Source organism: Pullulanibacillus camelliae (assembly GCF_014642655.1).
In the GTDB taxonomy this organism is placed as follows: domain Bacteria; phylum Bacillota; class Bacilli; order Bacillales; family Sporolactobacillaceae; genus Pullulanibacillus; species Pullulanibacillus camelliae.
Genome location: NZ_BMIR01000007.1, coordinates 1 through 22,995, shown reverse-complemented (window position 1 = coordinate 22,995; position 22,995 = coordinate 1). Strand labels below are relative to the sequence as shown.

Annotated in this window: 20 protein-coding genes; 7 read left to right on the top strand and 13 right to left on the bottom strand. The window is 42.5% G+C overall.

The window, feature by feature from the left end:
- Nucleotides 1-14 precede the first annotated feature (14 nt).
- On the bottom strand, nt 15-1,475 hold the full coding sequence (locus tag IEW82_RS08680) for an ATP-binding protein (protein WP_188692437.1): 1,461 nt from the start codon (nt 1,473-1,475) through the stop codon (nt 15-17).
- 359 nt (nt 1,476-1,834) lie between these two features.
- Between IEW82_RS08680 and IEW82_RS08675 the strand changes: the two genes are divergently transcribed.
- Nucleotides 1,835-2,884: a M20/M25/M40 family metallo-hydrolase gene (locus IEW82_RS08675; RefSeq protein ID WP_229672463.1), complete on the top strand. Its 1,050-nt coding sequence runs from the start codon at nt 1,835-1,837 to the stop codon at nt 2,882-2,884.
- A gap of 41 nt (nt 2,885-2,925) precedes the next feature.
- Here the strand turns inward: IEW82_RS08675 and IEW82_RS08670 are convergent, their stop codons facing one another.
- The 5 genes from IEW82_RS08670 to kapB form a co-directional block, all read right to left on the bottom strand.
- Nucleotides 2,926-3,996 (bottom strand): hypothetical protein, encoded by a 1,071-nt coding sequence (locus tag IEW82_RS08670; RefSeq protein ID WP_188692434.1) that lies wholly within the window; start codon nt 3,994-3,996, stop codon nt 2,926-2,928.
- A gap of 52 nt (nt 3,997-4,048) precedes the next feature.
- Nucleotides 4,049-4,264, bottom strand: a complete 216-nt coding sequence (locus tag IEW82_RS08665) for a hypothetical protein (protein WP_188692431.1) — start codon at nt 4,262-4,264, stop codon at nt 4,049-4,051.
- Between the two features lie 578 nt (nt 4,265-4,842).
- On the bottom strand, nt 4,843-5,340 hold the full coding sequence (locus tag IEW82_RS08660) for a dihydrofolate reductase (protein WP_188692429.1): 498 nt from the start codon (nt 5,338-5,340) through the stop codon (nt 4,843-4,845).
- Nucleotides 5,337-6,131 carry a thymidylate synthase gene (locus IEW82_RS08655; protein ID WP_188692426.1) on the bottom strand — a complete coding sequence of 265 codons (795 nt, stop codon included), beginning with the start codon at nt 6,129-6,131 and terminating at the stop codon, nt 5,337-5,339. The genes IEW82_RS08660 and IEW82_RS08655 overlap by 4 nt, the downstream gene beginning before the upstream one ends.
- Nucleotides 6,132-6,191: 60 nt before the next feature.
- On the bottom strand, nt 6,192-6,578 hold the full coding sequence (gene kapB, locus IEW82_RS08650) for a kinase-associated lipoprotein KapB (protein ID WP_188692423.1): 387 nt from the start codon (nt 6,576-6,578) through the stop codon (nt 6,192-6,194).
- Between the two features lie 95 nt (nt 6,579-6,673).
- Here kapB and hpaB point away from each other — a divergent pair, with 95 nt between their 5' ends.
- The 3 genes from hpaB to tgl all read left to right on the top strand — a co-directional run bounded on the left by hpaB (nt 6,674) and on the right by tgl (nt 9,996).
- Nucleotides 6,674-8,128 (top strand): 4-hydroxyphenylacetate 3-monooxygenase, oxygenase component, encoded by a 1,455-nt coding sequence (gene hpaB, locus IEW82_RS08645; protein WP_188692420.1) that lies wholly within the window; start codon nt 6,674-6,676, stop codon nt 8,126-8,128.
- 88 nt (nt 8,129-8,216) lie between these two features.
- On the top strand, nt 8,217-9,185 hold the full coding sequence (locus tag IEW82_RS08640; RefSeq protein WP_188692417.1) for a hypothetical protein: 969 nt from the start codon (nt 8,217-8,219) through the stop codon (nt 9,183-9,185).
- Nucleotides 9,151-9,996 carry a spore coat transglutaminase TGL gene (gene tgl / locus IEW82_RS08635; protein WP_229672460.1) on the top strand — a complete coding sequence of 282 codons (846 nt, stop codon included), beginning with the start codon at nt 9,151-9,153 and terminating at the stop codon, nt 9,994-9,996. Before IEW82_RS08640 ends, tgl begins: the two co-directional genes overlap by 35 nt.
- A 52-nt stretch (nt 9,997-10,048) precedes the next feature.
- Here the strand turns inward: tgl and IEW82_RS08630 are convergent, their stop codons facing one another.
- The 5 genes from IEW82_RS08630 to IEW82_RS08610 all read right to left on the bottom strand — a co-directional run bounded on the left by IEW82_RS08630 (nt 10,049) and on the right by IEW82_RS08610 (nt 15,061).
- A complete protein-coding gene (locus tag IEW82_RS08630) occupies nt 10,049-11,212 on the bottom strand; it encodes an acyl-CoA dehydrogenase family protein (protein WP_188692410.1) in 1,164 nt (387 codons plus the stop codon).
- 178 nt (nt 11,213-11,390) lie between these two features.
- The gene (gene trhO, locus IEW82_RS08625; RefSeq protein ID WP_188692407.1) at nt 11,391-12,299 is read right to left on the bottom strand and encodes an oxygen-dependent tRNA uridine(34) hydroxylase TrhO; all 909 of its coding nucleotides are present in this window, start codon (nt 12,297-12,299) and stop codon (nt 11,391-11,393) included.
- 37 nt (nt 12,300-12,336) lie between these two features.
- Nucleotides 12,337-12,648: a DUF2164 domain-containing protein gene (locus tag IEW82_RS08620; RefSeq protein WP_229672458.1), complete on the bottom strand. Its 312-nt coding sequence runs from the start codon at nt 12,646-12,648 to the stop codon at nt 12,337-12,339.
- Between the two features lie 155 nt (nt 12,649-12,803).
- The gene (locus IEW82_RS08615) at nt 12,804-13,238 is read right to left on the bottom strand and encodes a BrxA/BrxB family bacilliredoxin (RefSeq protein WP_188692402.1); all 435 of its coding nucleotides are present in this window, start codon (nt 13,236-13,238) and stop codon (nt 12,804-12,806) included.
- A 140-nt stretch (nt 13,239-13,378) separates the two neighbouring features.
- Nucleotides 13,379-15,061, bottom strand: a complete 1,683-nt coding sequence (locus IEW82_RS08610; protein ID WP_188692398.1) for a formate--tetrahydrofolate ligase — start codon at nt 15,059-15,061, stop codon at nt 13,379-13,381.
- Nucleotides 15,062-15,316: 255 nt separating this feature from the next.
- Between IEW82_RS08610 and IEW82_RS08605 the strand changes: the two genes are divergently transcribed.
- From IEW82_RS08605 to IEW82_RS08595, 3 genes are read left to right on the top strand one after another with little or no spacing between them, the layout of a single operon-like run.
- Nucleotides 15,317-15,733 (top strand): reverse transcriptase-like protein, encoded by a 417-nt coding sequence (locus IEW82_RS08605; RefSeq protein ID WP_188692393.1) that lies wholly within the window; start codon nt 15,317-15,319, stop codon nt 15,731-15,733.
- 1 nt (nt 15,734) lies between these two features.
- Nucleotides 15,735-16,640 (top strand): DMT family transporter, encoded by a 906-nt coding sequence (locus IEW82_RS08600; RefSeq protein ID WP_188692390.1) that lies wholly within the window; start codon nt 15,735-15,737, stop codon nt 16,638-16,640.
- Between the two features lie 35 nt (nt 16,641-16,675).
- On the top strand, nt 16,676-20,332 hold the full coding sequence (locus IEW82_RS08595) for a dynamin family protein (RefSeq protein WP_188692386.1): 3,657 nt from the start codon (nt 16,676-16,678) through the stop codon (nt 20,330-20,332).
- Nucleotides 20,333-20,472: 140 nt separating this feature from the next.
- Here IEW82_RS08595 and IEW82_RS08590 read toward each other — a convergent pair whose 3' ends face one another.
- The gene (locus IEW82_RS08590) at nt 20,473-20,700 is read right to left on the bottom strand and encodes an IDEAL domain-containing protein (protein ID WP_188692383.1); all 228 of its coding nucleotides are present in this window, start codon (nt 20,698-20,700) and stop codon (nt 20,473-20,475) included.
- A gap of 500 nt (nt 20,701-21,200) precedes the next feature.
- A complete protein-coding gene (gene cshA / locus IEW82_RS08585; RefSeq protein ID WP_188692380.1) occupies nt 21,201-22,637 on the bottom strand; it encodes a degradosome RNA helicase CshA in 1,437 nt (478 codons plus the stop codon).
- Nucleotides 22,638-22,995 lie beyond the last annotated feature (358 nt).

Here is a 22,995-nt window from a genome sequence, read left to right as displayed (position 1 = left end):
CAGTCTCTCAAACATTACTGAGAAAATGGAAAGGTAATGGTGATGGTTGTTCCCTTACCAACCGTGCTATGAATAGACAGCGTTCCGCCATGACTTTTGACAATACGATCACAAATCATAAGCCCAAGACCTGTCCCTTTTTCCTTCGTGCTATAAAAGGGTTCACCGATCTTCTCCAATCTTTCCTCAGGAATGCCATTCCCCTCATCTTTAATTTGGATTTCAATAGCTCCATCTCTATTGATCTTTTGTGTGATATAAATCGACCCGCCTGACGCTTCCATCGCATCGATTGAATTCTTAATGATATTAATAAAAACCTGCCGGATCTTATTAGGTTCACACTCAAAGAGAAGGGACTCATTCTCATGGTCAAACTCAATATAAATATTATTAATAATGGCCTGCGATTGCAGGAGAGAAATCATCCGTTTCATCAAGTGAATAAGGTCAACCTCTTCTTTTGCTATCACTTCGGGCTTCGCTAAAACTAACAAATCCCCAACAATGGTTTCAATGCGATCAAGCTCCTGCATAATGATGGAGGAATATTTCTCATCGATATTATTTTTCAACAGCTGTGTAAATCCCCTGATCGATGTTAAAGGATTGCGAATTTCATGGGCAATACCGGCAGCTAAGTGCCCGATAACCGATAACTTTTCCGTTTGTTGCAATAGTTCTTCTGTCTTCATGCGTTCAGTGATATCGGTAATAACGACCTGCAAGGTGCGCCTATGCTTATAATTCGTCGGAATAATATCGATCTCTGTTTGGCGTGTTTCCTTATCTGTCCGAACAATGGTAATATTATTTAACTTAAAGGCATGGCGTGATCCCCTATTTTCTTGAAAGACATTGTACACATGTTCCCGCTGGGAAGCATGGACGAAGTCAAAAATGGAACACCCAATCACTTCCCGAGGCTGTGTTATTCCTAGTAACCGTTTGCCACTTTCATTAATAAAAATCCAAAATCCCTCAGCGGACATCATGCCGATGGTTTCATTAGAATGCTGAACAAGTGTGCGATATTTGTCTTCTTCCTCTTTCAGCTCTTCTTCCGCCATCTTATAATCCGTGATATTTCGTGTAATACAAAAACATTCATCCTCTGAGATTGAATTTGAAACACCTTCAATTTTTTTCTTATAAATACTCTCTACCCACACATATTCCCCCGATTGTCTTCTCAGTTTATAAGTCACCTTACCCGAAGACTGAAAGGGATGACAAAGTTGTTCTTTGACCTGTTCTCTATCATCAGGGTGGATATATTGATAGAAGGATTGACCATGCAGATCCTGAGGGAAATATTTCAATAAATGCTCTGAAGATGGAGAAACATAACGAATTTCCCCACTTTTAATGTGATGACGAGAAATCATTTCCGGAAAATATTTGGTGTATATAAAATAGTTTTCAAGCTCTTGTTCTTTTGTGATATGCGGATGTGATTTATCCAAGTGGTCCATCAATAGTCCCCCAATGAATTTAACACTCTATGAAATAAATGAAATTGAAGACGAACATCTCTTTAAGAAGTAGTAAAAAATCCCTGTAATGCATGGGGTATATATTGCTTGAATGTAAAAGGTGGACACCATTTTTCCAAGCTTAATCATACTAACCTTTAACAACGCTGTGGTTTTGATTCGATCCATTGTACATCTGGTGAGCACACTCTATCTATAGAAACATTATATATTTATTATAACATGTGATAAAGTATTGTTAGGGGAAATACTCACGATCAAAACGCTACAATTATTTTACCCTAAACAAGCGCTAATTTCTATACTCTACATAGTTTCATCTTAAGGAGGAATTCACATTGAATCAACACTTTTTACTCGATTTACTAAAAACACCATCCCCCTCTGGTCAAGAGGTGGCTATACAAAAAAAGTGGATGGAATACGTCAAACCCTTCGCTGATCACATAGAAACGGATGGTTCTGGAAATGTGATTGCCGCCCTTAATCCAGATGCGAACTTTAAGGTGCTGCTTGCGGGGCATTGTGATGAGATTGCCATGGCCATTAAGCAGATTGATGACAACGGATTTTTACGTGTAGAAAAAGTGGGTGGTATCGGTGCGAAGCCCGCCATCGGTATGAAAGTACACATCCTCGGATACGGCAAGGCATTAACAGGCGTAATCGGAGCGAACGCTGAACACCATGGCGGCATAAAAGATGATTTTGATTTTGATGATTTATACATAGATTGTGGCGCAAAATCCAAAGAGGAAATGGAACAGCATGTCCAAATTGGTGATCTAGCCGTCTATAAACGCACCCCTGAAATTCTTGAAAACAATCGCTTAACAGGACGAGGCCTAGACAACCGCACAGGAGCCTTTATCGTTGCTGAAGTATTACGTAAGCTGTCAGAAGTACATCCTAAAGTTGGTGTATACGCTGTGAGTACAGTGAATGAGGAAACCAATTTAGGCGGAGCCTATTTTGCCGCTGCCCATGTGCAACCGACCTTTGCCCTTGCTTGTGATGTCACCTTCGCCACAGACTATCCCGGTGCTAATGATGGTAAGCTTGCTGAGGTGAAGCTCGATGGTGGTCCTGTCCTTGCAAAAGGAGCTCCCATTAATCTTAAGGTCAATAAACTGTTAGAAAAATCGGCTGCAGAATTGAATTTGCAAGTCCAGTATGAGCTCACTCCCCGCAATACCGGAACAGACGCTGATCGCATGCGATTGACAGGAAAAGGGGTACCCATAGCTTTAGTCTCACTTCCCTTGCGCTATATGCACTCTCCAGTTGAAACCATCAGCTTACAAGATATGGAACAAGAAATTGATTTATTAGTCCATATGATCGCTAGCCTCACCGGCACAGAAAGCGTCAAGCCCCTTGAAGATTGATCTTAAAAAGGACTGACTCTGAGTATCAGGGTCAGTCCTGCTTATTTTTCAATGTCTCCAACAAGCTTCTCCCAATCTTCTATTACTTGATCTAACCAGGTCCTTTGTGAACGGTTCAAAATATATTCGGCTTGCTCATGCATATTTTTCGCTTCTTGTAAAAAAAACTGGGCGTCATGCATATACTTTTTATAGTGCATGTTGGCTTCCTTTAGTTCCATTGCAAATGAATAGAGCGTTTCTTCATTAACACATTGTTCTTCTAATACATAATGGCGATCATTCGGATGAACCGGTTCAATAGAATGAGGTTCTGACCCATCAATAATCGCTGTTTTTAATTCAGGAATGACCACTGCGTCAAGACTTTCAGGATAAAAAGGACAACGGTAAAGCTCAACAGATAGGCGGGCTGCTATCGCCAAAACAGCCAATGCCTTTAAAATTTTTGTTTTCCCTGTTCCAGAAAAGCCTTTTAAAATAATATAGCGCTGAATCGATTCCCTTGACCATTGGAACATGTGCTGATATCTCGCACGGTTATTAGAACCAAAATAACTTATAGCCACCCCTTGACAGGCTTGAAGCTTCACATCTTTGATTGAAAATAGCTCATAAACAATGTCTTTTAAAAGAAGATTTAATGCTTCTTGATTTATGGAGGCTTGGTAAATTTGTTTGATAAAGTCTAAGTACTCACGTGCTTTGAACAGCTTCTCACTCGCTTGATCCATACAGAATTTTTTTTCAGCTAAGAACAAGTCGATACTCTCATCGTCCAGGCTCTTCCCTTTCCGCCACTCTAACTCGGCAGTTTGACAAGGGATGGCTGAATGTAGCTCATTAAAAAGCGACTGGTCCACAAAGCCTACTCCTAATGAATTAACAATCAGCCCTTGAACCCCTTCAGGATGAATCGGGTCCATCAAAAAAGTAAATGTTTCTTCGGCAAATGCGCCGTGCTTTAGTTGATTCATCAACTGTTGTTTTCTACTCAGCGTCAAGCGCTCGACAGTATAAACTTTTTTTAATTCCCCCAAGTGATAAAGGATATCCTCGGATGGGTGCGAGCTGCAAATACTTTGCATGTATCGTTCTTGTACCTTCTGCATGGCTCATCTTCCCCTCAGCAAATGGCATGAACAAACTCAAGCGGTACTCTCCTTAAATATGTGAATCAACAGATACCGATTTAACAAATGGACCAATGATCAAGCTTAAAATCGCTAGCGGCAGCCATAACACTAACAATGTGCAAAATAACCAGCCCCACTGTTGCCTATCGCTTACCAAAGCTTCATTCCGAACGCCAAGGATGAGAAGAGAAAAAATACTTCCTACTAGACCATACATAGTGAGGATCAACAACGCACTTAACACACTTATCACTCCATCCATGCGCTACACGCTTTTTATCAGATTATGCAGGGTAGGAATTTGTGTGATAAGGACAAACCCACTAAATACGGCGATGTGCATGAAAGTCCAAAATCAATAAGAGAAAATAGATGGAAATATGAGAGGTTCATTCAGGAGGTGCAAAATGATAAAAGAGGGGGTAGAGAAAGCTTGAATAGAAAATGGAAGAAAACCTTTAACCCCAAAAAGTTGGGCCTTCTATGAAGACCACTGAAAAGTGACGGTGTGTGATGATTTTACAATTTCTGCTGTTGGTTTTCACTCCTTGTCCTTGCTTTTCGCATGCCTGCATGATGCAGGGAGGTCGACGTTCGACGCATAGGACGTGCTGGCTTCGACATTGCTACATGGTGATGTGACAGTTTTAGCCAAAGTTCCTTGAAGGACGTTCGCACTTAACCCAAGTCCCTTAATCACGTGTGATGGTTTTGGTCGATCCTCCTTATAAGAAGCACCAATCATACTAAGAAGGACTGAGCTTCGTAGTATGCGGAATATTTTACAATATTGTCGTTCGATTTCAGTGCTCACTCTTTCCGTTAATCTTCTTCCCGTTTAAGCGATTTATTATAAATCAAAAACTCATGCGGATAACGGTTTTGATCATCTACTGTCCCCATTTTTTTAGAGACAAGCTGCCAGTCAGCTGGATTAAAATCAAAATAGGTGTCCCCTGTAAATTCAGCATGAATCCTCGTAAGATAAAGCTGATCCACAAAGGGTGAAAAACTTTTGAACACCCCTGCCCCGCCAATCACAAACCATAAAGGCGTGTCAGTTAAATACATCATGATTTCCTCAGGATGATGAAAAACCTTACAGCCCTCAGCGCTATATTCGGTGTTATGCGTTAAAATGATGTTTTGACGCCCTGGAAGCGGCTTGCCAATGGACTCAAATGTCTTCCGTCCCATGACGATGGGATGCCCCATCGTCACACGCTTAAAATAGCGGAGATCAGCAGGTAGATGCCATGGTAATGCGTTCTCCTTACCAATGAGCCCATTGCGATCCATCGCTACAAGAAAAGCCATCATACAGAAACCTGTCCCTTAATATGAGGATGTGGATGATAATTGTCAATCACAAAGTCCTCAAATTGATAATCAAAAATGGAGGAAACCTCACGTTGGATCTTCAGCTGTGGTAAAGGGCGGGGCTCCCTTTCTAATTGCAGCTTCACCTGATCCAGATGATTGAGGTAAATGTGAGCATCTCCTAAAGTATGAACAAATTCGCCAACTTCTAGACCAGCACTATGGGCAATCATATGCGTGAGTAAGGCATAGGAGGCAATGTTAAATGGCACACCAAGAAACACGTCGGCGCTACGTTGATACAGCTGACACGATAACTTTCCATCATTAACATAAAATTGGAACAGACAATGACACGGGGGCAAAGCCATATCTGGAACATCAGCAGGGTTCCAGGCCGTTACGATGAGGCGCCGTGAATTAGGATTATTTTTGATCATATCAACAACATTGGCAATTTGATCGATCGTCTCCCCATGCTTACCAGGCCATGAGCGCCATTGATGCCCATATACGGGACCAAGATCGCCCTTCTCATCTGCCCATTCATTCCAAATACGCACACCGTGTTCCTGGAGATAAGCCACATTGGTATCCCCTCTTAGAAACCATAAAAGCTCATAAATGATTGACTTGATATGTAGTTTTTTTGTCGTTAAAAGCGGAAAACCTTCCTGTAAATCAAAACGCATTTGATGACCGAATACACTTAGGGTTCCCGTCCCCGTCCTGTCCCCTTTTTCGTTGCCTTCTTGTAGAATGCGTTCGCATAGAGCTAAATATTGTTTCAAAAGCTTCACTCTCCGATCCTTTTAATAATAATTACGCCCTTTGATTCATATAACATACTGTTAATGAAAGTATTCTTGTTCTAGCTCTTGTAAAAGAGCATAAGACTTTTCGGCCCAAGAATCCTGTCTTGTCTGCAGTTGGGCCATTTTATCTTGAAGGGCTTGCTTTAATGATTGCTCATAATTTGGTACTTCTCCTGTATAAGCAGACATAGCGCTTCGATTCACCACAACCTTTTCGTGAAACGCATGCGCTCTTCTTTGATGGAATAACGGCACATTCACTTCATTGGGCTGATGTAAATCGCCTTGAGTTGGATGCTTCAAAACAGCTAATGTCTCAGCAACTGCCATCTGTTCATTCCTATATTCAAGAAGCTTAGCAACGTATTCGCCCGTCTTACTTCTTACTTTAATGATATCGCCAATACTAAATTGAGCTTTCATAGGCATCTCCTTTCATTACTTCTTAGTAGTATATCAAATTTTACAGTAACTTTGGTAGAGAGAAACGTAGGAGTATCAGAAAGTGGGGGTATCTCATGATTAACGGCAAACAATATATTGCGCGTATCAATGCTTTAAAACCAAACGTCTGGTTTCGCGGCGAACGCATAACAAGCAAGCTCTCAGAGCACGTTGCTTTCAAAGGGCTGCTGCGGTCACAGGCAAAGCTTTACGATCTGCAATGTGATCCTGATTATCAGGAGCTATTCTCATGGCCATCCGACACAACGGGCCACGCTATTGGAACGACGTATCTGGCTCCCAAAACGCCCGCAGATCTTGAAAAGCGGCGCAAAGCCATACAGGAATGGGCAAAGCTTTCCCTTGGCATGCTTGGTCGTTCACCAGATTATATGAATACCACGATCATGGCTCTTGGTACATCAGCTGATATTTTGAAGGAAGACGCACCACAACGGGCTGAAAATATGAGGAATTATTATGAATATGTCCGTGAAAATGATTTATCGCTCACACATACCTTTATCTTGCCTCAAGTCAATCGTTCACAATTTTATTTGGAAGATCAAGACGCCCCAGTCATAGCAGCGCGGGTCATTGATGAAAACTCCCATGGCATCATTGTTCATGGGGCAAGACTTCTTGCAACCCAAGGGGTAACAACAGATGAACTCCTTGTGTTTCCATCAGGAGCGCGTTTGCCGCAAATGAAGACGGCAGAACCGATGGCCTATGCCTTTGCCATACCGACCAATACCGAAGGCGTCACCTATTATTGTCGGGACTCCTTTGTTGGTGGTGACTCTCACTATGATCATCCACTCAGCAGTCGATTTGAAGAAATGGATACGATCGTTGTTTTTGACCATGTCCTTGTGCCTTGGGAGCGTGTCTTTTTATATGGAAGCATCACCGCTAATAATCGCTTATATCCAGAGAGTGGCTTTTTTTCACAGACCACCCATGTTGTCATCAGTAAAAACATCGTTAAAATCGAGAGTTTACTTGGCATTATGAAACAGATGATTCAATCGATCAATATTAGTGAATATCAGCATATTCATGAAAAAGTCTCAGAGGTGGTCGTCGGTCTTGAAGTGATGAAGGGCTTAATCTATGCGTCTGAAAAAGAGGCACAACTCAACCGCTGGGGCATTCTTACACCTAATGCAAACCCACTTCAGGCCGGCATCCTTTATTATACGAAGCTCTACCCACGCATGATCGAAATCATTAAACTTATAGGTGCTAGTGGGCTCGTCTCGATCCCTACAGAGAGCGATTTCCAGTCCCAGGCTGGAACTGATTTGCGCCACTACTTACAATCATCTACACAAAATGGCGAAGAGAAGGTGCGGCTCTTTCGCTTAGCCTGGGATGTATCCTTAAGCGCCTTTGGCGGCCGTCAGGAATTGTATGAAAGGTTCTTTTTTGGTGATCCCGTTCGCTTAGCTTCTCAACTTTTTAGATCTTATGAAACAAGTGATCTGGAAGCGCGTATCACTGCATTTTTACATGACAAAGCTTAAGTCCAGTGCTTTCCTCTTCAAAAGCATGAATAGGCAGGTTCAATCATAGTGTTGAGATAACGATGTTTGTAAATTGGAGGCATTCACATTGAGACAGCGCCATTTATTTAATCGCGTATTTTCGGAAGAAGGCCCAGAAGCACTCCGGCAAAAATGGATCGAAGAAGTCTCCCGAAAGCCTAAAGAAGCCTACGAAAAACTCAATGATCCGTTTCTTGATTTCCCAAGTTTATTTGTTTTAAAAGATGACGTCAAAGAAATTGAGGAGCTATCGATTCGTAACCGCATTGCGTTACTGCACATCGAAAAAGTGTTAAATTTAAATTTGACTGCTCCACCGATATTAGATCTGCCAATGTCAGATCTCGAAACCTATGATAACCATGTCCAATGTTATTCATGGATGATTGAATCTGGCAGTGCAACTTTATTAAATAATGATTTTTTATATGTCATCGACCATGCGTGTACCCATCTCTATCACTTTTATAAAGAAGGCCATATGGCTCAGCTTGTCGAATTATTGTTTCATCGCTATCGAAACAGCGCGCAGCACCATTATCTCCTACAGCTACTCTATGATTCGCCCCAATGTGAATGGCTATTATATGTTGCGCGGTATTTATACGCATCACCAAAGGAACGCCGCTTCGCTCAAAGAATTTTACATTTTATTCCAAATGTTCGTTCTACCTCTCCAGAAGTGGCTATTGAAACGATAGAAGATTGGTATGAAGAGCATCATCAATACTTGCTTTTCACTGGCGAAACGAATGATACCAATCATGATCCTGTCCCTTTTGTCATTCATTATGGGGCTAAATATCTTGGCAAAGCCATCCATTGTCAGACTGGTCAATACATTTCACCACTGTCACATCAAGAATTTGACAAGGCACAAAGCTTCGCACAGCTTAGCCTAGACGTCCAAGAACGCTTATCCACGACCTCCGCGCATTATCGCAAGGAAAATCGCAGCAAATGGCGAGAGTGGATAAAACAACCATTATCAGCGCATTTGGATGAGCATCGCATCTACCGTCCTTGCTGTCATTAATATCATCGAAGGAGGAGTGATCAGTCATATGCTTGTTATCCAAGGGCAGCGCCTTACAATAAGTCAAGCGCAGCAGCTCGCTCCCGCTTTAAATCATAGCCAAGAGATCATCTCTAGCATGGTTAACAATGGTGAGGTTTATCTTTTTAGCAGTGAACTCGTCTTTCGTTTAGCAGTGACTTTAAGATCACATATTATTGATTCTGCTCTAACACTTGCAAAAAGCGGGGCCGACTTTGAAACCTTTTATCGAACAAAGGGCAACCCTAATTACTGGGAAATAACAGAAATGGGCGGACTACAGCTAAAAAATAATACACAGCCTAGCACAGGGCTTCAAGATATTTTTAACAATGGCAGCACCTATGGATTTGAATGTGCCACAGCGATGGAAATCGTTCTCCTTCACGGGATATTACTCAGCATTGGCGAAGAGCTTTTTAATACACTCTATGCTCATCTCTACTTGTGGGATTGGCAGGATGTTCCGAATCTCCCTCTCACTATTGAACCGGTTCAGCAAGGGGATATCCCAGGGGATGTTCGGTATTTCAAAAACCCGCAAGTGAGCCCAAACCATATGGCCTTTCAAGGCGAAAATGTCATTGTTCTTCCTAACGGACGCTATTATGGTCATGGGGTTGGCATCGGTGATCATGATTATTTTGTCACACAATTAAATAAAGCGAGAAGGCCAGGCGCCACGATTGATGCTTACCTCATGCCTAGAGCAACTCGCATCGTCGTCGAAAGACTTGCCTACCTCTCGCAAAGCTTTATTCAAATTCCACAACCGACTTTACCCGTTTAGTAAAGTCCGACTCAGTACACGCGTCTCATATATCGGCTGATCTCGATGCCCATCACTCATTAAAAGCTTGTTTAGCAAGCATGGCAAGGACAGAGTCTTCGGTTGGAGGATTAAATAAGCCTGCTCTTACATCGCGATAGTAGCGTTCAAAAGGTAAGGAACGGTTAAGGCTTGTTCCTCCAACAATGCGCATGGCGATATCAACCACTTGGGATGCAGCTTCTAATGCTACGGTTTTTGCTACTGCCAAAGATGGTCCAAGAGCTTGTCGTTGCTCTGGGCATTCATCCCATTGTCTGGCAACATTATACAGGACATGACGAGCTTGAAGCAGATGATGTTCAATTTCGCCCACTCGATCTCTTACTCTTGGAACATCTTTAATGGCAAAATCCAAACTATTTGGCTTATAGGTTTCGGCAAATTGAATCACATCCCGGCGAGCAGCCAAGGCAATCCCAAGATAACAAGCCGGAATATGCAGGAGCCAGGCAGGAGGTAACGCTTGCTCGGTTTTTTCTTTCGTAATGATTTCGACAAGCGCTTCTTCACCTATGTGCACTTGATTGAATAATACATCGTCACTCCGTGTTGCTCTCATGCCAAGCGTATCCCACGTCTTATTAACCGAAACGCCTTCTTCCTTTCGATGGACGAGAAACCAGCCCACCTCTTCCCGCCCCTCTATAGAAGCGGTCACCAAAAACCAATCAGCGAAAGCGGATAGTGTGGAAAAGGTCTTCTTTCCATTTAAAACCCAACCCTTTTCCAGCTTTTTGGCCGTGGTTTGCGGTTTACCTCCTCGCGTTGGACTCCCTGTTTTGGGCTCAGTCATCACACGATTCATAAGCTGCTTCTGCTTGACTAACCCCTCGCAAAACTCTTGGAACCTCTCCGGAGCCCAGGATCGACGGTCTGCAAGGTCCATTACCACACCTAAATGCCAGCCTAAGCTTAATGCTGTCGCGGGGTCTCCTTGACCAAGCTGTTCCTGTAAAATAACAAGTTCTGTTACGGAAATCTCTTCTCCGCCAAATTCACGCGGAACCGTATAGGAAGTCACGCCTTCTTCCTTCAGCTTTTCAAAATGCCCAAAGGGAAACTGTGAGGTGCGGTCATTTTCTGCAGCGTCTTTAGAGAACTGTTCGGCAAGTGCCTTAGCCTTCTCATATAATTTCCGCTCATGCTCATGACGTAAAAATAAATGCTCTACCATCAAACCCCTCCCAAATATTGTTATGTACTGAACTAAAAAAACTTAGTCTTTGCCACTTGGCGATTACACATCAAAAGGCCGAAGTCACCTGAGCTTATACTGTCTCCCTTTATAAGTGTCAGCCAAGTGCTAAATTCTGATGGTATTAAAAAGAGAGACGTATAAGCGGTCTCTCTTTTTAAGCATTTTGTGCCATTCTATAGCGGTTGTGAGGATGTTCACGACATTCTTTACTACAAGAACGCTCGTACTTCACTTCACATTCTTCGCAGCAAATATGCTGGCGATTGCACTCTGGATTCGCGCAGTTCACTAAGCGATCCTCTGCCTTGCCACAATAATAGCATTGTCCAACAATCACATCTTCCTCGGTGCGATTAACCGGAACGGCGATTCGGCTATCAAAGACATAGCACTTTCCATCATAATATTTTCCCTTTACCTCGGGATCTTTGCCATACTCAACAATGCCGCCATGAAGCTGGCTCACATCCTTGAAGCCTTCTTTAAGCAAATAGCCTGTGAACTTTTCACAGCGAATCCCACCTGTACAATACGTGAGGATTTTCTTATCTTTTTTATCAGCTAGATTCTCCTGAATCCATTTTGGAAGATCACGAAAGGCGTGGATATTAGGTAACAAAGCATTACGGAAATGACCGATTTGATGTTCATAATCATTACGAGCATCAATAATGATGACATCCTCATCCTGCATGGCTTCAAGAAATTCCTTTGGCTCAAGATGCTTCCCAGTAAGTTCGTTGGGATTGACATCCTCCTCAAGTTTCAAAGAAACGAGTTCTGGCTTATAACGAACAAACATTTTTTTAAACGCATGGTCATCCGCTTCATCAATTTTGAACTCAATGCCTGCAAAACGGGGATCATTTTTAAGCTCGTCCATATAACGTTCTGTCTGGTCGAACGTTCCAGACACTGTGCCGTTAATCCCTTCGGCTGAAACAAGAATTCTTCCTTTGAGTTCTAACGCCTTACAGAAGGCAAGATGCTGAGCTGTATATTCTTCTGGATTATCAATGTGTGCATATTTATAATAAAGTAGTACACGATATGGTTTTGTCATAGTTGATACCTCCCAAATTATTATAATAACACACTTTTTATCGATTGTGCTTGATTGTTTTTTCTAAAACATATAATTCTTCATTTAAAGATTCCATCTGCCGTTCAGCAACATTCCGTGCGTCTAAGAGGGCCTCATTGTAAACATATGGCGCAAACTCCTTAATGAAAAAATCATATAAATTCTCCGCACCAATTAACCCTAATTCTTCACCGCGTTCACTATAAAAATAGCTTTGCAATTTCTCAATAATCGCTTCCTTTACTTCTTTTGATAAGATGGGGCATCCACTCCTATTTCTTAAAATATATTCCTGCAAAGAGAGCAGCTGCATGGCATTCTTCAGCATGATGTCTCCGCGATTAGAGCACTTAACTTGCACCGCACCGCTTTGCTTTGTCCTCCTACAATCACCTTTAAAGAACATCAGCAAAAGCTATATATTTGATAGTAAAGGGCAAGAAAAAACGCCAAGGAGGCCTTGGCGTTTAAATATAAACGTGTTTAGCAGTGTTGTTTAAAAGCCTCAACAAGATTTTGAATGATATCTTCTACTTCCTCATCCTCTATTTCTTCACGAGGAATAAAGTGAACCACTTCTTTTCCTTTAAGAAGTGCCATAGATGGTGATGACGGTTCAAATCCATCAAAATAATCTCTCATCTGAGCCGTTGCTTCACGATCCTGCCCTGCAAACACTGTCACCAAATGATCGGGTTTGAGGTCACTCTGCTGCAATGCATTGACAGCTGCCGGCCGCGCAAGACCTGCGGCGCATCCGCAAACGGAATTCACAAATACAAGTGTGGTTCCTGCAGCTGTTGCCATATAATCATCCACGGCTTCTGGTGTTCTTAATTCTGCAAAGCCAGCATCGGTTAATTCCGCACGCATGGGTTTAACGATTTCACGCATATATTCTTCATAAGCCATTGACATCACTATCCACTCCTTAATAAGGACTTTGGTCATACAATACCACTTTTATAGGCTAAGAATCAACTCAAATGCAAGGGACTCTTTCTCATTTTAACCAAAATGCGTGCAAAATTGCCAACATATTTCATGTAGCTCCGTCCTTAAAATAATCCTTCCACTTGTCCATCTGCATTCAACCCTATATTCAAAGTTGCAGGTTGTTTTGGGAGCCCTGGCATCGTTAAAATGCTCCCTGTCATAACAACGATAAACCCTGCCCCTATACGAGGAACGAGCTCACGAATATGGATGGTAAATCCTTCGGGTCTACCAACCTTGGTCGGATCGTCAGATAAAGAATATTGTGTCTTGGCAATACAGATAGGTAAATGCTCCCATCCATGTGCAGCAATGGCTTGCAACTGCTTTTTGGCTGTTGCCGAAAATTCAATGCGGCCGCCTCCATAAACCTTTTTAACGATTTGATTTATTTTTTCTTCAATGGAATCATGAAGAGCATATAACGGTTGGAAGGCATTGCTCTCTTGATCAATGGCCGCAACCACAGCTTCAGCGAGCGCGATACCGCCCTGTCCCCCTTCCTCCCAAACATTGGCTAACTCAGCCCTAGCCCCGTTGGCTTTGCACCAATCAATCAGGAAAGCAAGCTCTGCTTCCGTGTCGGTTGTAAAGCGATTAATGGCGATCACATAAGGAAGCCCATAATGAGAAATTGTCTCCATATGCTTTTTCAAATTGGCAACCCCTTGCTGGAGCGCCTCAAGATTTTCTTTTTGTAAATCAGACTTTGCCACACCACCATGCATTTTTAAAGCTCTGACCGTTGCTACGATGACCACAGCACTGGGTTTGAGGTCACCTGTTCGCATTTTAATGTCTAAAAACTTTTCAGCCCCCAAATCGGCACCAAATCCAGCCTCTGTGACACAATAATCAGCGAGCTTAGCCGCCATCATTGTTGCCACTAAACTGCTACAGCCATGGGCGATATTGGCAAACGGTCCCCCATGAACAAAGGCAGGCGTATGTTCAATGGTTTGCACTAGGTTGGGGTGAATCGCATCCTTTAATAAGACCGTTAAAGCCCCTTCAGCACCGAGATCCTTCACTGTAATGGGTTCCTTGTTATCACTATAGGCAATAACAATGCGGCTTAAACGCGCTTTTAAATCTTCAAGATCCATCGCGAGACACAGAATGGCCATGATTTCTGAAGCAACGGTGATGTCAAACCCGTCCTCTCTAGGAGTGCCATTAGCGGGGCCTCCTAACCCAATCACCATTTGCCGAAGCGCGCGATCATTGAGATCCAAAACGCGTTTCCAGACGATGCGTTGTGGATCAATGTGAAGAGAATTACCTTGATGGATATGATTATCGATTAAGGCTGCCAACAAATTATGTGCAGATGTTATAGCATGTAGGTCACCTGTGAAATGTAAGTTGATGTCCTCCATTGGCAGTATTTGCGAATAACCGCCACCTGCTGCACCCCCCTTCATCCCCATTACTGGACCCAAGGAGGGCTCTCTTAAGGCAATTACCGCATTTTTTCCAATTTTATTAAGCGCTTGTCCCAACCCTACCGTGAGCGTTGATTTGCCTTCGCCACTTGCGGTCGGGTTAATAGAAGTCACGAGGACGATATGACCAGGCTTTTGATGCTGTAAATCTTTTAGGACATCTATAGAGACCTTGGCTTTATGTCTTCCATAACATTCATACTGATCTGCTTTCAGATTTAGCTGCTGGGCAATGGTTTGAATAGGAAGTAGCTCAGTTGATTGGGCAATGTCAATATCCGATAGCTGTTGTTGTACCATGCGAGACCTCCAATAGTTAATTAAGCATTTTTCTATGTATTTAGGCAAATTATTTTCTTCTTAATCATTATAAAGGATAAAAGAAGCTTGAACAAAGAAAACAAGCTTCGTTCAGGAGCAACCAGACACTTCTTAAAATGATGAAGGAGCTTTGGGAGACTCTTTGTTGTCACTTAGTCCTTCCATCTTGTTAGCCCTTGTTGTATTCTTGTAAAAGACCTATGGTAACAAAGAGATGAATTTAAAGGAGATAGAATGGTGATCGAAGTCTATATTGATGGAGCAAGCGCCGGAAATCCTGGTCCATCGGGCATTGGCATACTTATCAAGCTTGAGCGTGGACAGACCGAGGAAATAGCCCTTCCGCTTGGCTCAACAACGAACCACCACGCTGAATTTCAGGCCTTGATTACGGCGATGCATATTTGTATAGATAAGCACTACCAAGCGATCTCTGTGCGAACGGATTCTCAGCTGGTTGAGCGTGCAGTAGAAAAAGAATATGTTAAAAATAAAAGCTTTCAGGCCTACTTGGATGAAGTGCTTAAGCTCAAATCACACTTTTCTTTATTTTTTATCAAATGGATTCCAAGTGCTGAAAATAAGAAGGCAGATCATTTAGCGCGCTCGGCCATTCAAAAAGCCATCCAACAGCAAAAACGGAGGGAATGACATGCAAAGAAAATGGTTCGCAGATTTGGGATTATTAGCTGTAGCCTTCATATGGGGAACAACCTTCGTGGTTGTCCAAGATGCGATTGCTGTTATTCCACCCCTCGCCTTCAACGGTTGGCGTTTTCTTATTGCTGCCTTATTTTTATATATTGGCTATAGGCTGTTTTCTAAAAACAGAACAAGGCTTTCTTGGGCATTGGTGCTTAATGGGATCCTGCTTGGTGTGCTCCTTTTCATTGGCTATGCCACGCAAACCATCGGCTTACTCTATACAAGCTCCTCTAAAATGGCTTTTATCACTGGGTTAAGCGTCGTTCTTGTCCCTTTATTCGCATGGGTGATCCTTAGACACACACCAAAGTGGACTGCTATAATTGGAGTAGTTTTTTCGACGGTTGGCCTTTATCTATTAGCCATGTTAAAATCCGTTGTCATTAATCAAGGAGACCTACTCGCCTTCATATGCGCCTTGGCATTTGGTCTTCACATCGTTTTGACTGATAAAGTCACACGGTCTTTTTCAAGCGCCCACCTCACCATCGTGCAGCTTGTGACCGTCTCTGTCTTAAGCTTAATAAGCGGTACAGGCTTCGATGGTATAACAAAGACCTTTTCTTTGGCTCCTTTTGCTCAGTCGCCCGTGCTCTTTGCTTGTTTATTTACTGCGCTATTTGCAACAGCTTGTGCTTATTTTTTACAAACGAGCCTACAGCGCTTTACCTCCCCTACTCATGTGGGCATTATCTTTATCATGGAGCCTGTGTTTGCAGGTCTAACGGCGACAATTTGGCAACATGAATCTATGAATCTTTCTGCTAAAATCGGCGCAACGTTGATTGTATGTGGTATGCTTTTAGCGGAGTGGCCAATTAAGAAATCGAAAAGATCATTAAGTGGTGAATGATTCATACAACATTTTGATAAATTTAGGTGATGATTGTGAAGGATACATCAGGAATAACGTTTAAGAATGAAGATACACTGCTCTCACTCTATGAGCTATTCAACAAACATGGCGACGCCTTACGCGCTCGACAAACCTTTAATCTTTTGAAAAAGCATGAGGCTAGACGCTTTGATGTTTGCTTCTGCGGTCACTTCTCCGCCGGCAAGTCAAGTCTCCTCAACACGCTTATGCAAGAGGACTTATTACCGACCAGCCCAATTCCAACAAGTGCCAACTTGGTGTCAATCTCTCATGGCACTCCGGAGATACAGATCGTCTTTTGGGATGGCCGGCTTGTAAGCTTTACTCCTCCCTACGATTTAAAAGTCATCAAACAACATGCTAAAAATGGCGCTGAGGTATCAGAAATTCGTGTCAAAACATTAGCGGACTTTCCGCCTTATTGGGGATTAATGGATACGCCTGGGATTGACTCTACCGATCCTGCCCATCAAGCAGCGACTGAAGAAGCAGTGCAGCTTGCCGATGTCATTTTTTATGTGGCAGATTACAATCACATGCAGGCGGCTGACAATTTCCATTTTCTAAAGAGCATACAGGCATTAAATAAACCGTTCCACATTATTGTTACACAAATGGATAAACATAAGGAGTCTGAGATCCGCCTAGTCGATTACAAGAAAAAGGTTGAAGAGGGATTGGCTTCATGGGGACTCTCTCCTTTAAGCCTCCATTATGTCTCGATCGTAGAGCCTGCTTCAAGTCGTAACGATATCGCTCAGCTTAAAACACTTTTACAAGAACTACAACATAATGGTCAGCCTGCGGATGCAGTGGATGATGCGCTTATTCAGCATCTCATTGATACTCACAAACAGTGGTGGATCAACACGCACAAAAGGGAGATGGATGCTTATAAAGACCGGTTAATGGATACAGATATCCGCCAACTCAACACGACTTATGTCGACCTGCAGCAACAGAAGGAAGCGGCAGTAGACGCAAAAGAAAATTGGACCCAAGCTGTTGTAAAAAAGACGAACCAAACCATTAATAGTGCCATTCTCATGCCCTATGAAACGCGCGAAGCTGCCAGAAGCTTTTTAGAAGCCTATCAGCCCAAGTTTAAAGTGGGAATGTTTTCAACAAAGCAAAAGGTGGAAAAAGCGCGCCTAGAACGGCTTGACATCTTTTTTAAGCATTTATCTGACCATGTCAATACCCTACGCTTGCAGACGACCGATACTTTAAGTCAAGAAATCGAAACGCTTATAGGGAAGCAAGAAGCCGTACAAGCCATTATATTAGGCATCAGTTTTTCATTAAAACGCGAGCGACTCGTGGAGCTCATTCACAGCGGTGCGACCTTATCAGGAGATTATCTATTACGATATACAGAAGACGTAGCTGAGGACATTAAAAAAACCTTTCGCCGACTTGTTCAAGAGGCGCTCCAGCAAATTGAAGGCATCATCACTCCACAGCTTGCAGACCACTTACAGCAGATCGATGACCAAGTGGCGCAGCTACAAGACCAATTTGATGCCGCATCGCGCTATGAAACCCTCTCCCAGGAGCAACAGCATTACTTTGAACAGCTTGATACGCTTTCGGAGTCACACGACTTGTTCTCTACTGAAAGCATTGAACAAGTCAAAGCAGCGATTGCCGAACTGCCAATTTGGACGACGGAGCAGCTTCCTGACTCATTCAAGACCAAAAGACAAGAGACGCTCTCTCCACTCCTGGATGTTGAGGCAAAAGCAGTGCCTGTAGTTGAGCAAGAGAAAATCACTGATATACAGGTTGATCAAGATCAAATCAACCATTGGTCGGAGCAATTTGCACGCTTCTCTCAAGCTCTAAAGGCCGTTCATGGTTTTGAAGCCTTTGTCACTAATCTAGAAAACAAAGCCGATCGCTTAGCGCATCAAACATTTACGATTGCCCTATTTGGTGCTTTTAGCGCGGGGAAATCGTCTTTCGCTAATAGTTTATTGGGTGAACAGGTCCTCCCTGTCTCGCCACATCCAACAACGGCGACAATCAATCGCATTTTGCCTGTAGATGCAGACCATCCACATAAAACAGCTCATATTAAGCTAAAAACGGAAGCAGCATTATTAGGAGAAATCAATGAGGCTTTGGCGCCATTTCATCTTGCGGTTGAACGATTAGAGGATATAAATAATGTCATTAACAAACTGTCCGAAAAAGAACATGAGCACCTCACCTTTTTATTAGCTGCTGCCCGCGGCTGGCAAGCAGTTGCCGCTCATCTTGGTACAACACTTACCGTTTCATTAGATGAAGCCCAAGAATTTATTGCAGATGAAACAAAAGCTTGCTTTGTAGAGACGGCCTCTATCTACTATAATTGTGACATCACGCGTCAAGGCTTAATCTTAGTAGATACGCCAGGGGCTGATTCCATCAATGCTCGTCACACCGAAGCGGCGTTTCATTATATTAAGAATGCTGATGCCATTTTATATGTCACTTATTATAATCATGCCTTTTCCCGCGCCGATGAAGAATTTCTTATTCAACTTGGACGTGTGAAGGATGCCTTTGAATTAGATAAGATGTTCTTCCTTGTCAATGCGATTGACTTAGCGCGTGATCCCCAAGAGGTTGAGGATGTAAAAAACTATGTTGAAGATCGCTTGCTAAGCTTTGGCATTCGCCAACCAAGATTATTTGGTGTTTCAAGTCATTTGGTCTTGCAAGCAAAGCAAGAAGGCGTCGTCTTTAGTGAACAAGCAGATAATAGTAATGATCCTTCTGGCTTCCAAGCCTTTTATCAAGAATGGATGCACTATATCCAAAACGATTTAAAAGGCCAAATCGTAACGCAAGGAAACCATGAAATACAACAGGTTAAAACCATCATTCATGAGGTGTTAGATTCGGCTTCTTTGGATGAAAATGAGAGACGTTTACGTCAGCAGAATATCCAAGCAGAATTCACGGACATCCAAGCTTTATTGGCAAGGGATCATATAGCGTCGTATACAGAACGGCTTAAACAAGAGATTAAAGATTATTATTTTTATGTTAAAAAACGTGTGATGCAGCGCTATCTTGATACCTTTACGCGTTTTTTCAATCCTGCAGTTTTACAAAAAAATGCGAGTGGTTCTAAGAAAGCATTGCTCACTGGCTGTTTGGAAGAATGCATCCAATTTTTATCCTTTGACCTTGATCAGGAAGGTCGTGCAACGTTCATCCGCATTGAATCAGTGCTTGATCGCTTAGCTAAAGAGAGACAAACGCTTCTTGCTCATCAGTTGAGCAGCATTGGTAAAGGCTGGCCGCTTCAAGGGCTTAATAAAAGAGAATGGACGAGCGCAGAGATTGTTGCTTCTTTAAAAGAAATGAGCATTACCGCTTATCAAGACGTCTTTAAACACTATAAAAATCCAAAGCAATTTTTTGAAGGGGATGGACAAAAGCTCTTCCGCGAGGCACTGAGGAAGCAGCTTGATAAAGCAATTGATAGGATTATTGATGAAAACATGAGCAAGGTCAGTGACCATTACGAACAACAATGGTATAAGACCATCACTGCTATTGATGAACAGAATAAAAATGCTTTGACAACTATTTATGAACAACGGCTTGAAGCCTTACAAAGTGATCAAACACTTATCAACCAATATAAAGCCCTTCTTGATCAATTAAATTAGCCATGCATAAAAACCTCATCGCAGAAACAGCGATGAGGTTTTATATTTATAGGTTTCTCATTTCATTTTAACTGTCTGTACATCATTGCATTGTGTAGGTTCCGGCAAATAAATCTCTCTCGTAACCCCTTTTACTCTTATCATTTATTTAACTGACGATACGCATCACTGTACTTCATGAAGGCTTCACGATCACGCTGATCAAGTGCTTTATCAATGAGGCTATGCAATCTTTCTTTCGATGCATTAATATAGATGGAATCTAAAACCATTTGCGCATAATCTTTATCAATGGAGACAAGCTTTTCATTGGTTTTAGCGCCTTGATTAGCTGGTATAGACTGCTCATGGGAACGTTCTGATCTCATTTGTAATGCCCCCTTGCCTTTTCTCTAATTATAACATCTATTCAGATAATTTCAACCATAAAGCCTTAGCAATAAATTCCATCCCTCTACTAAAAAACAAGTATATGCTTTACTTTTTTTAAAAGAAAAGAAAGTATAAAATTTCTGATCATGAGGACGGTGCGGATTTCCGCTCCAGGTCGCTCGCTTTCTGCGGAGGAGTGGTAAGCCCCTCGCGCCTTCGCACTGCTAAGGTCTTAGCGATCTTCCACTTCTCGCAGCCGACTCTAGTCTCCGCATCATGAGTTAGCGGCGCCTGAGGAACATACGATGTTAGAGTGTTCCGAATCTCGCGCCTTGCGCTCCCATCCACTTGACCAGGCAATGAAGGCTCTTTCATATTGGATGATGCTCTATACTAAGGACAAGGACCGAGCATGCTTTTAAGCTCGATTTTCTTTGCTTAAAGCATAAATAAAAAGCCATCGATAGCTCCGATGGCTTTTTTGAATGTGAATAGCCTACTGTTTTTTTGCACGTGGCTGGCTATGATGACGACGCTGTTGTGGGCGCCCGCCTTTGTGATGTTGCTGGCGCGGGTGACGTGGTGCGCGTCTTCTTCTTCCCTGAAAGCTTTTGGATTGTAACGGCTTTTCATCAGTTAATTTAACTTTGCGCAATTCAGGCTCATTGGTTAACTGTTTCAACGCAGCAGCAATGATGTCTACTGCATCATGCTCTTCAAGCAGCTTCTCAGCTAATTCACGGTAATTACTGTTTGTTCCTCTATTGAGTACCTTTAGTAATTCCTCTGTGGTTTCCTGTCGTCTTGCATCCGCTGCATCCTCCTGAGAAGGAATGGGCATGCGTTCAATTTTCTTCTTAATCGTTTTTTCTATCATGAATAAGTGTTGCTTCTCGGAAGTGATGACAAAGGTAATCGCTTCGCCCCTCTTCCCTGCACGTCCTGTTCGACCAATGCGGTGAACATAGCTTTCTGGATCTTGTGGCATATCGAAATTGTAAACATGGCTGACATCGCTGATATCAAGCCCACGAGCCGCAACATCCGTAGCCACAAGAATGGCTACTCGATGGTTTTTAAAGTCATCCATGACTTGGTCGCGTTTCGCTTGCGTAAGATCACCGTGCAATCCGCGCGCCTTGTAGCCAAGCCTTCTCAACCCAGAAGCAAGCTCATCAACCCGGCGCTTTGTCCGACCAAATACAATGGCACGCTCAGGGGATTGAATGTCGATCAAACGGAGAAATACTTCAAATTTTTGACGTTCCTTGAGCTCGACAAAATGCTGGTCAATACGATCTACTGTTAAGGTTTTTGCCTTGATTTTAACTTCATCTGGATTTTTCATAAATTGGTCAGCAAGGTTGCGAATGGCCGGTGGCATCGTTGCTGAGAACAAAAGTGTTTGTCTTTCCGTCGGAACTTGATTAAGAATTTTCTTAATGTCGTCAATGAAACCCATGTTTAACATTTCATCGGCTTCATCCAAAATAACCGTATGCACTTGATCTAAATGAATTGTTTTTCTATTAATGTGGTCCAGCAATCGCCCTGGTGTAGCCGTAATGATTTGTGGATGTTTTTTCAAGCCACGAATTTGTCGACCAATATCTTCTCCACCATAAACCGCCATGGCGTGAATATGCTTGTATTTACCAATATTATTAAGTTCATTAGCCACCTGCACTGCTAATTCCCGTGTGGGTGCAATGACTAAGCCTTGAGGGTTTCTTTTGGTAGAATCAATTTTTTCAATTAGTGGGATTCCAAAAGCTGCTGTTTTTCCAGTTCCTGTCTGTGCTTGTCCAATCACATCTTGCCCGCGACGAACAAGTGGAATCGCTTGAGCTTGAATGGGTGATGCAGTCGTAAAGCCCATTTCTTGAACTGCTTTTAAAACTTCGTTCGTAAGTCCTAATTCGTTAAAATTCATAGTAATGATAATTAGCTCCTTCTTTTTCAACTCTTTATGCTTAGACTATTTCCCATATTTCTCCGTTGTCTAAGAGACTAAGCAACAAAGATGTAGAAAATAGCCAGTAACGTAGGTTCGTATTAAACATAAATCTCATTTAAATCTTATGCATACGAAAAGCATTTCCCGCGATCAACGGAAAATGCCCGTTAAACACAAATATAAATTTACAATAACAAAAATCGGGGTTGAATGCAACGGTTAACGTTATTTTGTTTGTGTCAAACTTTTCTCGGTACCCTATTCATCCCAGTATTTCTGGCACTCTAAATTTGTACGCTTTTCCAGCTACCGCGCGAATGTCTTCGCTTGGTTC

Coding starts and splice junctions, on each gene's coding strand:
- IEW82_RS08680 (WP_188692437.1), bottom strand. CDS start 1,475: ATGGACCACTTGGATAAATCACATCCGCATATCACAAAAGAACAAGAG.
- IEW82_RS08670 (WP_188692434.1), bottom strand. CDS start 3,996: ATGCAGAAGGTACAAGAACGATACATGCAAAGTATTTGCAGCTCGCAC.
- IEW82_RS08660 (WP_188692429.1), bottom strand. CDS start 5,340: ATGATGGCTTTTCTTGTAGCGATGGATCGCAATGGGCTCATTGGTAAG.
- kapB (WP_188692423.1), bottom strand. CDS start 6,578: ATGAAAGCTCAATTTAGTATTGGCGATATCATTAAAGTAAGAAGTAAG.
- hpaB (WP_188692420.1), top strand. CDS start 6,674: ATGATTAACGGCAAACAATATATTGCGCGTATCAATGCTTTAAAACCA.
- tgl (WP_229672460.1), top strand. CDS start 9,151: ATGAGCATCGCATCTACCGTCCTTGCTGTCATTAATATCATCGAAGGA.
- IEW82_RS08630 (WP_188692410.1), bottom strand. CDS start 11,212: ATGGTAGAGCATTTATTTTTACGTCATGAGCATGAGCGGAAATTATAT.
- trhO (WP_188692407.1), bottom strand. CDS start 12,299: ATGACAAAACCATATCGTGTACTACTTTATTATAAATATGCACACATT.
- IEW82_RS08620 (WP_229672458.1), bottom strand. CDS start 12,648: ATGCTGAAGAATGCCATGCAGCTGCTCTCTTTGCAGGAATATATTTTA.
- IEW82_RS08615 (WP_188692402.1), bottom strand. CDS start 13,238: ATGTCAATGGCTTATGAAGAATATATGCGTGAAATCGTTAAACCCATG.
- IEW82_RS08610 (WP_188692398.1), bottom strand. CDS start 15,061: ATGGTACAACAACAGCTATCGGATATTGACATTGCCCAATCAACTGAG.
- IEW82_RS08605 (WP_188692393.1), top strand. CDS start 15,317: ATGGTGATCGAAGTCTATATTGATGGAGCAAGCGCCGGAAATCCTGGT.
- IEW82_RS08600 (WP_188692390.1), top strand. CDS start 15,735: ATGCAAAGAAAATGGTTCGCAGATTTGGGATTATTAGCTGTAGCCTTC.
- IEW82_RS08590 (WP_188692383.1), bottom strand. CDS start 20,700: ATGAGATCAGAACGTTCCCATGAGCAGTCTATACCAGCTAATCAAGGC.
- cshA (WP_188692380.1), bottom strand. CDS start 22,637: ATGAATTTTAACGAATTAGGACTTACGAACGAAGTTTTAAAAGCAGTT.